Here is a 14,040-nt window from a genome sequence, read left to right on the forward strand (position 1 = left end):
ATGAGTTTCACTTTGATCGAGCAGGCGACGCCGCGTCTCCATCGCTCCGAGCTGGCCGTTCCGGGCTCCGCCCCCGGCATGTTCGAGAAGGCCGCGGCCTCCAAGTCCGACCAGGTCTTCCTCGACCTCGAGGACGCCGTGGCGCCGGACGACAAGGAGCAGGCGCGCAAGAACATCATTCAGGGCCTCAATGAGATCGATTGGGGCAATAAGACGATGACGCTGCGCATCAACGGCCTCGACACGCATTACGCCTATCGCGACGTGGTCGATGTCGTCGAGAACTGCCCGCGTCTCGACGTGATCCTCATTCCGAAGGTCGGCGTTCCGCAGGACGTCTACGCCATCGACATGCTGGTCACGCAGATCGAGAGCTACAAGAAGCGCACCAAGCGCATCGGCTTCGAGCTCTTGATCGAGACCGCGCTCGGCATGGCCAATGTCGAGGCGATCGCTCAGGCTTCGAAGCGCAATGAGGCGCTCTCCTTCGGCGTCGCCGACTATGCGGCCTCGACCCGCGCCCGCACCACCGTCATCGGCGGCGTGAACCCGGATTACGGCGTTCTCTCGGACAAGGACGCCGAGGGCAATCGCCAGTATTTCTGGGCCGACCAGTGGCACGCCGCGCAGACGCGCTTCCTCGTCGCCGCGCGCGCCTATGGCCTGCGTCCGATCGACGGTCCCTTCGGCGATTTCGGCGATCCGGACGGCTATATCGCCGCCGCCAAGCGCGCCGCGGTCCTCGGCTTCGAGGGCAAGTGGGCGATTCATCCCTCGCAGATCGATCTGGCCAATCAGGTCTTCACCCCCTCCGAGGCGGAAGTTAAGAAGGCCCGCCGCATTCTCGAGGCGATGGAGCAGGCCGCCAAGGAAGGCCGCGGCGCCGTGTCTCTCGACGGCCGCCTGATCGACATCGCCAGCATCCGCATGGCCCAGGCGCTGATCGACAAGGCGGACCAGATCGGCGCTGCGTAAGGCGGGACAATCGGCCCGGCCCTCATCCGACCCCGCCAAAGCCCGTCGCTTGCGACGGGCGTCCTACAGGACGCCCTTGGCGGGGCTGCCTTCTCCCGCCCTGCGGGAGAAGGGAGAACGGCGAGGGTGGGGATATTACGAGAATCGTCGGGCGCGCTCCTTCTCCCACTCGTGGGAGAAGGTGGCCCGGCGAAGCCGGGTCGGATGAGGGCTCTTCATGCCCGCACGAGTCTCGAAGTCGAAGACAGCATTCGCTCGACGCTTGCGGCGCGAGATGACGAACGCGGAGGAAATCCTCTGGCGTTCGTTGCGCGGCTCGGCGCTCGATGGATTGAAATTTCGGCGGCAAGTCCCGATAGGGAGTTATGTCGCCGATTTTCTCTGCATCGAACATAGGCTGATCGTCGAGCTGGACGGCCGGCCGCATGAACAAGAAGACCAACGCCGCCATGACGCCATTCGCGACCAATGGCTGCGTGACAATGGCTACCATGTTCTCCGCCTCGACAATGATCTCGTCATCGGCGGCGGCAATATTCCGCTGGGGCGGATTCGGGAAGCGATCGCAAATCGTCGCGGACCCTCATCCGACCCGACTTCGTCGGGCCACCTTCTCCCACAAGTGGGAGAAGGGAGAACACGAAGATCGTAGCGTGCCTTTTCCTTCTCCCGCAGGGCGGGAGAAGGTGGCCCTCGCGTTAGCGAGGGTCGGATGAGGGCCGGCGAAGAGAACCGGATTCCGTTGGAAACTCTTCGCGAGGCGGCTAAGAACATTTCGGATCGGCGAGAGCCCTCATCCGACCCCGCTCCGCGGGGCCACCTTCTCCCGCCGTGCGGGAGAAGGGAGAACGTCGAGATTTAGGGATTAGACTATGTCTGACGACTACCGCACGCTTCTCCGCGCCATGTTCGACGCTGCTGTCGGCGCGGCGCATCCGTCCGTCTGCCTGCCGCCCTTCCTCGAGAAGATCGCGCCGCCCAAAGGCCGCACCATCGTCGTCGGCGCGGGCAAGGCGGCGGCCTCCATGGCCGCGGCGGTCGAAGCGCATTGGCCGCATCCGATCGAGGGCCTCGTCGTCACCCGTTACGAGCATGGCGCTCCCACCTCCAAGATCGAGGTGATCGAAGCCTCGCATCCGGTGCCGGACGCCGCCGGCCGCGCCGCCGCGGGCCGTATCCTGCAAAAAGTTCAGGGCCTCACCGAGGATGATCTCGTTCTCGCGCTCATCTCCGGCGGCGGCTCGGCGCTGATGGCGCTGCCGGCCGATGGCGTCAGCCTCGAGGAGAAGCAGGCCGTCAACAAGGCGCTGCTGAAGAGCGGCGCGACCATTTCCGAGATGAATTGCGTGCGCAAGCATCTCTCGGCGATCAAGGGCGGACGTCTCGCCCGCGCCGCCGCGCCGGCCAAGGTCGTCGCGCTGATGATCTCCGACGTGCCGAATGACGATCTCTCCGTCATCGCCTCCGGCCCCACAGTGCCGGACCCGACGACGCGCCAGGACGCGCTCGCCGTCATCGCCAAATATAAGATCGATGCGCCGGCCGCCGTGCTCGCCTATCTGTCGACCGACGCCTGCGAGACGCCCAAGCCCGGCGACAAGATTTTCGATCGCGTCGAGAATATTCTCATCGCGACGCCGCAAGGCTCGCTGGACGCCGCCGCCGCCGTCGCGAGCAAGGCCGGCTTCACGCCGCTCATCCTCGGCGATCTCGAGGGCGAGTCGCGCGACGTCGCGCTGGTGCACGCCGGCATCGCCCGGCAGATCGCCCGCCATGCGCAGCCGATCGCGCCGCCCGTCGCCATCATCTCCGGGGGCGAGACCACCGTCACCGTGCGCGGCAATGGCAAGGGCGGCCGCGACGCGGAGTTCCTGCTGGCGCTGACGCTGGCGCTCGAGGGGTTCGGCGGCATTTCCGCCATCGCCTGCGACACGGACGGGATCGACGGCAGCGAGGACAATGCCGGGGCGATCATGACCGCCGACAGCTTCGCGCGGGCGGCGGCGCAGGGCGTCGATCTCAAGGCGCTGTTCGCCAATAATGACGCCTATACCGCCTTCGAGAAGCTCGGCGATCTGCTCGTCACCGGCCCGACCCGCACCAATGTGAACGACTTCCGCGTCATTCTGGTGCCCGGGCGCGCGAGTTGACGGCATTCCGAGCTTGCCGGCGTCGGGTGTAATAATATAACATTCGGAAATGAACCGTCCGCAATCGGCGCTTTTCCATAAGCATGCGCCCGCCGCTCACGCGCAGGCCGCGCGCCCCGACGACCGCGTCTCGTTCCTGCGCCTCTCGGCGGGCGAGCGGCTCCTCGCCGCCGCCGCCGTATCGGCGTTGCTGTGGGCCGGCGTCTATTGGGCGCTGAACTGAAGGCGCGATTCATGAGCGCTGGAGCGATCCGGCTGGAGAATGTGACGCTCGGCTATGAGCGCCGCCCGGCGGTGCATCATCTTTCCGGCGTCGTCGAGGCCGGCGCGGCGCTCGCCGTCTGCGGGCCCAATGGCGCCGGCAAATCCACCCTGCTGAAAGGCCTCGCCGGTCTGCTCGCACCGCTCGGCGGGCGCATCGCCTTCGACGGGCTCGCGCCGCGCGATATCGCCTATCTGCCGCAGGCGGCCGAGATCGATCAGGCCTTTCCGATCGATGTGCTGGATTTCATCTGCATGGGCGCGATGCGCCGCATCGGCCTCTTCGGCCGCATCGGGCCGCAGGAGCGCGCGCGCGTCGCCGCGGCGATCGCCGCCGTCGGTCTCGACGGCTTCGAGGACAGGCAGATCGGCACGCTCTCCGGCGGCCAGATGCAGCGCGCGCTGTTCGCGCGGCTTCTGGTCGAGGATCGCCCGGTCATTCTGCTCGATGAGCCTTTCGGCGCCATCGACGCCGCCACCATCGACGATCTGGTGCGAATCATCGCCCGCTGGCGCGAGGAGCGCCGCACCGTGATCGCGGTTCTGCACGAGCTCGATCTCGCCCGCCGGGTCTTTCCGCAGGCGCTGCTGCTGGCGCGCGAGCCCATATTCTGGGGCGCGACGCGCGAGGCTTTGTCCGAGGCCCGCCTCGCCGAGGCGAATCGCATGGTCGAGGCTTTCGACCGCGATGCGGAGGAATGCCGGCGCGACGAGACTCCCGATGCTGCATGATCTCTTCATCGCGCCTTTCTTCGATTATGAGTTCATGCGCCGCGCCCTCATCGGCGCGGTGGCGCTCTCCATCTCCGGCTGTCCGCTCGGCGTGTTTCTCATTCTGCGGCGCATGTCGCTCGCCGGCGACGCGCTCTCGCACGCCATATTGCCGGGCGCGGCGCTCGGCTATCTCGCCTGCGGCCTGTCGCTGCCGGCCATGACCTTCGGCGGCCTGCTCGCCGGCCTCGCCGTCGCCGTCGCCTCGAGCGCGGCGGCGCGCTGGACGGCCCTGCGCGAGGACGCTTCGCTCGCGGCTTTCTATCTCGTCTCGCTGGCGCTCGGCGTCGCCCTCGTCTCGCTCAAGGGCTCGAATGTCGATCTCCTGCATGTGCTGTTCGGCTCGGTGCTGGCGCTCGACGACGCCACTCTGATCTTCCTCGCCGCCATTGCGAGCGTCACGCTCGCGGCGCTCGCGCTCGCCTATCGGGCGCTGGCGCTGGACACTTTCGATCCTTTGTTCGCGCGCCGCGTCACCCCTTTGGGGGAATGGATTCCCTTCGCCTTTCTGGCGCTGGTGGTGCTCAATCTGGTGGCCGGATTCCACGCGCTCGGCACGCTGATGGCGGTCGGAATCATCATGCTGCCGGCCGCCTCGGCGCGGCTGTGGACCCGCGGTCTCACCGGGGCGCTGCCGCTGGCGGCGGCGATCGGCGCCGCCTCTTCCTATTTCGGCCTCGTCCTGTCCTTCCATTCCGGCCTCGCCGCGGGGCCGGTGATCATCCTCATGGCGGGCGGCGCTTATTTCCTCTCTTTGATTTTCGGAAAGACAGGCGGCGTGATTCGCTTGCGGAGGCCGAAGCGACATTTGGAGGGATGACATGGAATCGTTGCGCGAGACGTCCTCGAAATTTCCCGGCCCCCTGAGCCTCGTGACGCGTCGCGCCGTGCTGGCGACATTCGCGCTCCTCGCCTCGCCGCTGCGCGCCCAGCCCGCGCCGCCGCCGCCGCCCCGGCTTCCCGTCGTCGCCAGCTTTTCCATTCTCGGCGATCTCGTCCGCATCGTCGGCGGCGATCGCGTCGACGTCGCGACCATTGTCGGGCCGGACGGCGACGCCCATGTCTATCAGCCGAGCCCGCAGGACGGGCGCCGCCTCGCCGCGGCGAAGCTCGTCTTCGTCAACGGCCTCGGCTTCGAAGGCTGGATCGACCGCCTCGTCTCCGCCTCCAAGACAAAGGCGCGCATCGTCACCGTGAGCCGGGCCGTCACGCCGCGCAAGGATGGCGAGGGGGTCGATCCGCACGCCTGGCAGGATGTCGCCAATGTGAAAATCTATGCCGCCAACATAAGAGACGCGCTCATAGAGGCCGATCCCGACGGCGCCGAGCGCTATCGGATCAATGCGGCGCAATATCTCCATGCGCTCGGCGCGCTCGACGCCGAGATCGTCGCGGCGATCGACGCCATTCCGCGGGCGCGCCGCCGCGTCGTCTCCACCCATGACGCTTTCGGCTATTTCGCCGCGCGCTATGGCGTGGAATTCATCGCCCCGCAGGGCGTCTCCACCGACGCCGAGGCGAGCGCGCGCGACATCGCCCGCATCGTCGATGCGGTGAAGGCGCATAAGGTCGCGGCTGTGTTCCTCGAGAATGTCGTCGATCCGCGCTTCGCCAAGCGCATCGCCGCGGAAACGGGAGCCAAGGTCGGCGGCACGCTCTATTCGGACGCGCTCTCCGCGCCGGACGGCCCGGCGCCGAACTATCTTCGGCTGATGCGCTTCAATGTGACGCAATTGACCCAGGCGCTGAGGCCCTGACGTCGCCGACGACTTTCGGCCGGATTTTCGTCTATACTGCGCGAAGGGCGCGAGATTGCCGCGCGTCGCGGAGCCTTGTTCTCATGCATTGTCCCTTTCCTCTCGGCGTAGCCGGCGCCATCTTGGCCTTGTCCGTCGTAGCCGCTGCGGCGGACGAGATTCCGCGCCGCAAGGCGGGGCTGTGGCGGATCGAGCATACGCAGGGCGCCGCCTCGCGCCTCGTCGGACCGATGGAGACCTGTGTCGACGAGAAGACCGACGACCTCTTGCGCCAGCGCTTCGGCGGGCAGGAGCAGCAATGTGAGAAGATGAGCTTTCGGCGAGAGGGCGACAAATATCGCATGAACTCGGTCTGCAAGATCGGCGACCGCGTGGCGACGACGGAGGGGACTTTCACCGGCAGCTTCCAGTCCGCCTATCGCGCCGAGCTGCATATGACTTTCGACCCGCCGTTGTCCTCGCGCGCCCCCTCCGACATTGTGATGGAGGCGAAATGGCTCGGTCCCTGCAAGCCGGGGCAGAAGCCCGGCGATGTGGACGCGCCGGCGCTGAAGGCGCTCGGCGGCCCGGGCGGACAGATGAACATGCAGGAGCTCATGAAAATGCGCGATCAGCTCCGCAAAGGCGCGCAATAGGAGCAGCCCCTTGACCGACAAGATTCCCGTCACCGTCCTCACCGGCTATCTCGGCGCCGGCAAGACGACTCTGCTGAACCGCATCCTCACCGAGCAGCACGGACGGCGCTACGCCGTCATCGTCAATGAGTTCGGCGAGATCGGCATAGACAATGACCTCGTCGTCGGCGCGGACGAGGAAATCTTCGAGATGAACAATGGCTGTATCTGCTGCACCGTGCGCGGCGATCTCATCCGCATCATCGAAGGTCTGCTGAAGCGCCGCGGCAAATTCGACGCCATCATCGTCGAGACGACCGGCGTCGCCGATCCGGCGCCGGTGGCGCAGACATTCTTCGTCGACGCCGATGTGAAGGAGGCGGCGCGGCTCGACGCCGTGGTGACGCTCGCCGACGCCAAATTTCTGGCGCAGCGCCTCGCCGATGCGCCGGAGGCGAAGAATCAGATCGCTTTCGCCGACGTCATCGTGCTGAACAAGACCGATCTCGTCACGCGCGAGGAACTCGCCGAGGTCGAGGGCCGCATTCGCGCCATCAATCCTTATGCGACGCTGCATCATGCGGTGAAGGCCGATGTGCCGATCGCGGCGGTGCTGGAGCGCAATGCTTTCGATCTCGATCGCATATTGGAGATCGAGCCGCAGTTCCTCGAGGCGGAGGATCATGACCACCATGATCATGAACATGATCATCATGCGCATGAGCACGATCACGAGTGCGGGCCGGATTGCAGCCACGATCATCATCACGAGCACGAGCATCACGAGCCCGCGCATCACGATGATCATGGCCATGGGCTGAAGCATTATCACGATGAGGAGATGGGCTCGGTCTCCATCCTCCACGAAGGCGAGCTCGATCCCAATGTCTTCGTGCCCTGGCTCAATGAATTCGTGCAGCGCGAAGGCGCGGATATTCTGCGCTGCAAGGGCATCGTCGCCTTCACCGGCGAGCCGAAGCGCTTCGTCTTCCAGGGCGTGCATATGATTTTGGACGGCGATCTGCAGCGCGACTGGCGCCCGGACGAAAAGCGCAGCGCCCGCCTCGTCTTCATCGGACGCAAGCTGAAGGAAGAGGCGATCCGCGAGAGCTTCGAGACGGAAGTGCTGCGGCGGATGTAGCTTCCGGCGGTCTCCCGCGCCTGCGGCGGATTTTTGTCGGCCGAAAGACGACGCCCGTCGCGCGCGCGACGGGCGGAAGCGGCGCGCCGCCGCGACCTTCGGCATATTGTCGTCGCAAACCTCTTGCTAACTGCCGCCGGCAATCCGATGATTCGGAACGAGAGGGTGAAAAATGGCCGAAAAGCCGCCGAAACGCGAACGTCCGGTCTTCACCGACAAGGAGGCGCTGCTCTATCACTCGCGCGGGCGGCCCGGCAAAATCGCCGTCGTGCCCACCAAGCCGATGGCCACGCAGCGCGATCTCTCGCTCGCCTATTCGCCCGGCGTCGCCGCGCCCGTGCTGGCCATAGCGGAAAGCCCGTCCCTCGCTTTCGACTATACGGCCAAGGGCAATCTCGTCGCCGTCATCACCAATGGCACGGCGATCCTCGGCCTCGGCAATCTCGGCGCGCTCGCGGCCAAGCCCGTGATGGAAGGCAAGGCGACCTTGTTCAAGCGCTTCGCCGATATCGACTCCATCGATCTCGAGATAGACACGCAGGAGGTAGAGGCCTTCATCGCCGCCGTGCGCTATCTCGGCCCTTCCTTCGGCGGCATAAATCTCGAGGATATCAAAGCGCCCGAGTGCTTCGTCATCGAGGAGCGCCTGCGCGAATTGATGGACATTCCGGTCTTTCACGACGATCAGCACGGCACGGCGATCATCTCCAGCGCCGGCCTCTTGAATGCGCTGCATCTCACCGGCCGCGACATAAAGAACACGCGCCTCGTCTGCAATGGCGCGGGCGCCGCCGGCATCGCCTGTCTCGATCTCGCCAAGGCCATGGGTTTCGCGCCGCAGAATGTCATTCTCTGCGACACGAAAGGCGTCGTCTATCGCGGCCGCGTCGAGGGCATGAATCAATGGAAGAGCGCCCATGCCGTCGAGACGAGCGCGCGCACGCTCGCCGAGGCGCTGGACGGCGCCGATATTTTCTTCGGCCTCTCGGTGAAAGGCGCGCTGACGCCCGACATGTTGAAGACCATGGCGCCGGACCCGATCGTCTTCGCAATGGCCAATCCCGATCCCGAGATCACGCCGGAGGAGGCGCTCGCCGCGCGGCCGGACGCCATCGTCGCCACGGGACGCTCCGACTATCCCAATCAGATCAACAATGTTCTGGGTTTCCCGTATATTTTCCGCGGCGCGCTCGATGTGCGCGCCAAGACGATCAATATGGAAATGAAGATCGCCGCGGCGAAAGCCCTCGCCGAGCTCGCGCGTGAGGATGTGCCGGACGAGGTCGCCAACGCCTATCAGGGCGCGCGCCCGCGCTTCGGCCGCGACTATATCATTCCCGCGCCTTTCGATCCGCGCCTCATCGCCATCGTGCCGCCGGCGGTGGCGCGCGCCGCGATGGATTCGGGCGTCGCGCGCCATCCGATCGTCGATATGAACGTCTATCGCGCCGAGCTGTCCGCGCGGCGCGATCCGATCGCCGGGCTGATGCACACGATCTATGACCGCGTGCGGCGCGATCCCAAACGCGTCGTCTTCGCCGAGGGCGAGGAGGAGCAGGTCATTCGCGCCGCGCTCTCCTTCGTCGCGCAAGGATTGGGCCGCGCCATTCTCGTCGGCCGCGAGGAGCGCGTGGCGCAGATGGCCAAGAGCGCCGGATTGGAGCTCGGCGATCAGATCGAGGTGCACAACGCCAAGCTCTCCTCGCGCAATGGCGTCTATGCGCAATTTCTGTTCGAGCGGCTGCAGCGCAAGGGCTATTTGTTCCGCGATTGCCAACGCCTCATCAACACCGACCGCAATCATTTCGCCGCGGCCATGGTGGCGCAGGGCGACGCCGACGCGATGGTGACCGGCGTCACCCGCAATTTCTCCAATGCGCTCGAAGATGTGCGCCATGTCGTGGATCAGAAGCCGGGACACAGGCTCATCGGCGTCTCGCTGGTGCTGGCGCATGGGCGCATCGTCGTCGTCGCCGACACGGCGATCACCGAAATGCCCGAGGCCGCCGACCTCGCCGATATAGCGATAGAGGCGGCCGGGGTGGCGCGGCGCATCGGCCTCGAGCCGCGCGTCGCCATGCTGGCCTTCTCCACTTTCGGCTATCCGCCGGGCGAGCGCACCGCCCGCGTCCATGATGCGGTGCGCGCGCTCGACGCTCGACGCGTCGATTTCGAATATGAGGGCGAAATGGCGGCCGATGTGGCGCTCAATCGCCACGCAATGGCGGCCTATCCGTTCTCGCGTCTCAGCGACACCGCCAATGTGCTGGTCATGCCGGCCTTTCATTCGGCCTCCATTTCGACCAAAATGCTCCAGGAGCTGGGCGGGGCGACCGTGCTCGGTCCCTTGATCGTCGGGCTCGACAAGCCGATCCAAATCGTTCAATTGGGCGCGACCGACGCCGATATCGTCAATATGGCCGCTTTGGCGGCTTTCGGGGTCGGAGGTTAGGGCCGGCCCGCCGGCGCGCGGCCCGAACTGCCATTTTGTCATGGCGACGAAATAGTTTCGCTGCAATGACACTCCATTGGACCGAATGAGAGACCACATACGATGAACATCACCATGATCGGATCGGGCTATGTCGGCCTCGTATCCGGCGCCTGCTTCGCCGATTTCGGCCATGTCGTGACCTGCGTCGACAGCGACGCCTCCAAGATCGAGCGGCTGCTGCGCGGCGAAATTCCGATCTACGAGCCCGGCCTCGACGAGCTCGTCGCCAATAATGTGAAGCAGAACCGCCTGTTCTTCACCACCGATCTCACCCCCGCCGTGCGCGGCGCGGACGCTGTGTTCATCGCCGTCGGCACGCCCTCGCGCCGCGGCGACGGCCATGCCGATCTCTCCTATGTCTACGCCGCCGCCGAGACGGTCGGCCGCGCGCTCGACAAATTCACCGTCATCGTCAACAAATCTACGGTTCCCGTGGGCACGGGCGACGAGGTCGAGCGCCTCATCCGCGAGGTCAATCCCAAGGCCGATTTCGCGGTCGTCTCCAATCCGGAATTTTTGCGCGAAGGCGCGGCGATCGAGGATTTCAAGCGCCCGGACCGCGTCGTCATCGGCGTCGAGGACGACCGCGCCCGCGAGGTGATGGCGGAAATCTACCGTCCGCTGAGCCTCAACCAGCCGCCGCTGGTCTTCGTCGGCCGCCGCACTTCCGAGCTCACCAAATATGCGGCCAACGCCTTTCTCGCCACCAAGATCACCTTCATCAACGAGGTCGCCGACCTCTGCGAGAAAGTGGGCGCGGATGTGCAGGATGTCGCGCGCGGCATCGGCCTCGACAATCGCATCGGCTCGAAATTCCTGCACGCCGGGCCGGGCTATGGCGGCTCTTGCTTCCCCAAGGACACGCTCGCCCTGCTGAAGACCGGCCAGGACTATTCCGCGCCGCTGCGCATCGTCGAGACCGTCGTCGCGGTCAATGATTCCCGCAAGCGCGCCATGGCGCGCAAAGTGATCTCGGCGCTCGGCGGCTCGGTGCGCGGCAAGAAGATCGGCCTGCTCGGCCTCGCCTTCAAGCCCAATACCGACGACATGCGCGACGCGCCTTCGCTCGCCATCGTGGCCTCGCTCGCCGGCGACGGCGCCAAGGTCCACGCCTATGACCCCGAGAGCATGGGTCAGGCGAAGCCGCTGATGCCGGAAGTGACCTTCTGCGACGACCCTTATCAGACGGCGGAAGGCGCCGATGCGCTGGTCATCGTCACCGAATGGGACGCGTTCCGCGCGCTCGATCTCGATCGCGTCAAGACGCTGCTGAAGACGCCGGTGATCGTCGATCTGCGCAACATCTACCGCGCGGCCGACATTCGCAAACGCGGCTTCACCTATCTGAGCGTCGGCCGCGAGTAAGGCGGAATACGATAGAATATCGAGCCGCCCGCCCGGCGCTCCTCCCGCTCGCGCGGGGAGAGCGCCGGGCGAGCGGCTCAGTCTCCGGCGTAGCGCGCGAGAAACGCGGCCGCTTCGCGCAGCGAGGCGCGCGCCTCCGGCATGAAGGCGACGCCCAATTGCCAGCCATGCGGCACAGACGCGAAAATCGTCAGCTCCACCTTTGTTCCCGCCGCTGCGGCGCGCTCGGCGAGACGGCGCGAATCGTCCAGCAGCAGCTCGTCCGCGCCCACATGCAATAGGAGCGGCGGCAGGCCGGTGAGATCGCCGAACAGCGGCGAGGCTTCGAGCTCGCGCGCGCTCGCCTCGCCGAGATATTGCCGCGCGGCCAGCCGCAGCGCGCGCCGCGTGAAGATCGGGTCTTTCCCCTCATTGTCGCGCGTCGAGGCGCCGCTCGCGGATAGATCGGTCCAGGGCGAGAACAGCGCCGCTGCGCGCGGCAACGGCAGGCCGCGCGCGCGCAGCCGCAGCATCAGCGCCAGCGCCAATCCGCCGCCGGCGGAATCTCCGGCGAGCATGAGCGGCCCCAGCGCCGGGAGGCGCTCATAGGCGGCGGTCACATCGTCGAGCGCGGCCGGAAAACGATGCGCGGGCGCCAGCCGATAGGCGGGGGTGAAGACGTCGAAACCGGCCCGCGCGAAAAAACGCGCGGTCGAGCGGTAGAGACGCGGCGAGCCGGCCATGAAGGCGCCGCCGTGCAGATAGAGCAGCGTCGCCGCCTCGGCAGAGTCTGCTCTGATCCACTCGCCGGGCGTTTGCGGATCGGTCTCCGCGGCGCCGGCCGGAGGCCAGGGCCAGCGCAGATTCAGCGCCCGGACGGCCGCTTCGTCTCCCGCATCGCCGCAAAGGCGCGGACGCAGCGAGCGCCGCAGGACCGCGCGCGACAAATGCGCCGCAAGGCTCGCCATGGCGGGCTATTTCGCGGCGGCCGGCGCGGCGGGCGCGGGCTTTTGCGCGGCCGCCGTGGTCGCCGCCAGCAGCGCGTCGAGCTTGTCGTCGACGAGGCCGGCCGCCTTGGCGCGGCTGTTCCACAGCATGGCCTCGGAATGATTTTTCTCGACTCCGAGTCCTTCCGCCAGCAAGCGCGCCAGCCGATTTTGCGCGACGATATTGCCGGCCGTGGCCGCCCGCCGCAGCAGCTTCACCGCGTCGGCGCGGTCGCGCGCGACGCCGACGCCGTTGAACTCCATGATCGCGAATTCCACCATGGCGGCGGTATGGCCGGCCTCGGAGGCCTTGCGCAGCCAATTGGCCGCCTCGGCGGGATCGGCGGCGACCCCGCGGCCGGTCTTATAGAGCAGCGCCAGCGCATAGGCGGCGTCGGAATTGTCGAGCTGCGCCGCGCGCCGGAAATAGCCGATGGCGCGCGCAAAATTGGGCTCCTTGCCGTCGTTCTCGAGCGAGGCCTCGCCGAGCAGCTCGAGCGCCGCAGGATGGTCCTGCGCTTTCTCGAGATAGGCGCGGGCGAGCGCGTGGTCCTTGGCGATGTCGCGGCCGGTGAGCGCCGCCGCGCCGAAGAAATAGGCCGCGTCCCTGCCGCCGGCGTCGGCGGCGCGGCGAAACCATTGCATCGCCTGCGCCCGGTCGCGCGCCACGCCTTGCCCATCGAGATAGAGCCGGCCGATCAAGGTCAGAGCGGCGGCGTCCTTGGGATTTGCGGCGAGGCGCTTCTCCGCCTCGCCTCTGGCGGCGACGAAGTCACCGCGCTGATAGGCCCCGAAGGCGAGATCGGCGGCGGGCGGCGTCGACTCGGCGGCCGGGGCGGGGCTCGCCAGCAGGGCGAGAGCGAGGGCGAGGCGCGCTCTCATCGCCCCGCCTCGCGGGCGAGCCGCGCGGCGTCGCGAACGGCCTCGGCGGGGCCGCGGGGATCGTCCCACACGGCCTCGGCCAGCAAAACGAATTCCGCGCCGGCGGCGGAGAGCGGGCCGACCTCCGCGAGGCTGCGCGCAAAGGCGACGCAGGGCGTGTTGAAAATCTCCGCCCACCAGGCGACGCGCTCGGCGGTCCATTCGAGCGGCGGCGGCGCGCCATTCTCGCCGACATCGCCGAAGAGGAGATAATCCGCGCCCGCCTCGCCGGCCCGCATCGCCTCGTCGCGGGTCGAAAGACCGCCCACCCCGACGATATAATCCGGCGAGAGGCGCTTCGACGCCGCGGCGAGGCGCTTCTCGTCATAGGGAAGATGCAGCCCGTCCGCGCCGCAGCGCGAGACGAGCTCCGGATCGCCCTCGATCAGCAGAGCGACGCCTGCGGGCTGCGCAATCGCGGCGACGGCGCCCACGGCGCGCTCCGCAGCCGGCCCTTGCAGATTGTCGAGGCGCAGCAGCAGGCTCGCGACCTCGGCGGCCGCGAGCGCCGCGGCGAGGCGCGGCAAAAAGGCCTCGACCTCGGCGAGGCGGGGCGTCGCCAGATAGAGGCGGGCGAAGTCTTCGGATTGAGCTTGCGTCATCGGCTCGTTTCTAGTGCGCTTTCC

At 66.9% G+C, this 14,040-nt stretch carries 14 protein-coding genes; 11 read left to right on the forward strand and 3 right to left on the reverse strand.

All coding sequences use genetic code 11. The annotated features are described in order from the left end of the window. From FMZ75_RS01910 to FMZ75_RS01960, 11 genes are all read left to right on the forward strand, one after another. A complete protein-coding gene (locus FMZ75_RS01910; RefSeq protein ID WP_166141109.1) occupies nucleotides 1-975 on the forward strand; it encodes a CoA ester lyase in 975 nt (324 codons plus the stop codon). 217 nt (nucleotides 976-1,192) lie between these two features. Next, nucleotides 1,193-1,627 carry an endonuclease domain-containing protein gene (locus tag FMZ75_RS01915; RefSeq protein WP_166141110.1) on the forward strand — a complete coding sequence of 145 codons (435 nt, stop codon included), beginning with the start codon at nucleotides 1,193-1,195 and terminating at the stop codon, nucleotides 1,625-1,627. A gap of 220 nt (nucleotides 1,628-1,847) precedes the next feature. After that, nucleotides 1,848-3,125, forward strand: coding sequence for a glycerate kinase (locus tag FMZ75_RS01920; RefSeq protein ID WP_166141111.1), 1,278 nt, complete (start codon nucleotides 1,848-1,850; stop codon nucleotides 3,123-3,125). Between the two features lie 49 nt (nucleotides 3,126-3,174). After that, nucleotides 3,175-3,348: a hypothetical protein gene (locus FMZ75_RS01925; RefSeq protein WP_158271729.1), complete on the forward strand. Its 174-nt coding sequence runs from the start codon at nucleotides 3,175-3,177 to the stop codon at nucleotides 3,346-3,348. 11 nt (nucleotides 3,349-3,359) lie between these two features. Continuing rightward, entirely contained in the window at nucleotides 3,360-4,118 is a 759-nt protein-coding gene (locus FMZ75_RS01930) for a metal ABC transporter ATP-binding protein (RefSeq protein ID WP_166141112.1), read from the forward strand. After that, on the forward strand, nucleotides 4,108-4,977 hold the full coding sequence (locus FMZ75_RS01935) for a metal ABC transporter permease (protein WP_108915636.1): 870 nt from the start codon (nucleotides 4,108-4,110) through the stop codon (nucleotides 4,975-4,977). The genes FMZ75_RS01930 and FMZ75_RS01935 overlap by 11 nt, the downstream gene beginning before the upstream one ends. A gap of 1 nt (nucleotide 4,978) precedes the next feature. Then, entirely contained in the window at nucleotides 4,979-5,914 is a 936-nt protein-coding gene (locus FMZ75_RS01940) for a metal ABC transporter substrate-binding protein (RefSeq protein WP_142864714.1), read from the forward strand. Between the two features lie 83 nt (nucleotides 5,915-5,997). After that, nucleotides 5,998-6,549 carry a DUF3617 family protein gene (locus tag FMZ75_RS01945; RefSeq protein WP_166141113.1) on the forward strand — a complete coding sequence of 184 codons (552 nt, stop codon included), beginning with the start codon at nucleotides 5,998-6,000 and terminating at the stop codon, nucleotides 6,547-6,549. 10 nt (nucleotides 6,550-6,559) lie between these two features. After that, entirely contained in the window at nucleotides 6,560-7,669 is a 1,110-nt protein-coding gene (locus tag FMZ75_RS01950) for a GTP-binding protein (protein ID WP_166141114.1), read from the forward strand. 172 nt (nucleotides 7,670-7,841) lie between these two features. After that, nucleotides 7,842-10,121, forward strand: coding sequence for an NADP-dependent malic enzyme (locus tag FMZ75_RS01955; RefSeq protein WP_166141115.1), 2,280 nt, complete (start codon nucleotides 7,842-7,844; stop codon nucleotides 10,119-10,121). 102 nt (nucleotides 10,122-10,223) lie between these two features. After that, entirely contained in the window at nucleotides 10,224-11,528 is a 1,305-nt protein-coding gene (locus tag FMZ75_RS01960) for a UDP-glucose/GDP-mannose dehydrogenase family protein (RefSeq protein WP_166141116.1), read from the forward strand. 77 nt (nucleotides 11,529-11,605) lie between these two features. On the opposite strand, the gene FMZ75_RS01965 is transcribed toward FMZ75_RS01960, so the two are convergent. From FMZ75_RS01965 to FMZ75_RS01975, 3 genes are read right to left on the reverse strand one after another with little or no spacing between them, the layout of a single operon-like run. Further along, complete coding sequence (locus FMZ75_RS01965; protein WP_166141117.1) at nucleotides 11,606-12,475, reverse strand: alpha/beta hydrolase fold domain-containing protein; 870 nt, start codon at nucleotides 12,473-12,475, stop codon at nucleotides 11,606-11,608. Nucleotides 12,476-12,481: 6 nt separating this feature from the next. Beyond that, nucleotides 12,482-13,375: a tetratricopeptide repeat protein gene (locus FMZ75_RS01970; protein ID WP_166141118.1), complete on the reverse strand. Its 894-nt coding sequence runs from the start codon at nucleotides 13,373-13,375 to the stop codon at nucleotides 12,482-12,484. Further along, complete coding sequence (locus FMZ75_RS01975; RefSeq protein WP_166141119.1) at nucleotides 13,372-14,016, reverse strand: thiamine phosphate synthase; 645 nt, start codon at nucleotides 14,014-14,016, stop codon at nucleotides 13,372-13,374. The genes FMZ75_RS01970 and FMZ75_RS01975 overlap by 4 nt, the downstream gene beginning before the upstream one ends. Between the last annotated feature and the right edge of the window lie 24 nt (nucleotides 14,017-14,040).

The organism is Methylosinus sp. RM1, from assembly GCF_011378635.1.
Classification (GTDB): domain Bacteria; phylum Pseudomonadota; class Alphaproteobacteria; order Rhizobiales; family Beijerinckiaceae; genus Methylosinus; species Methylosinus sporium.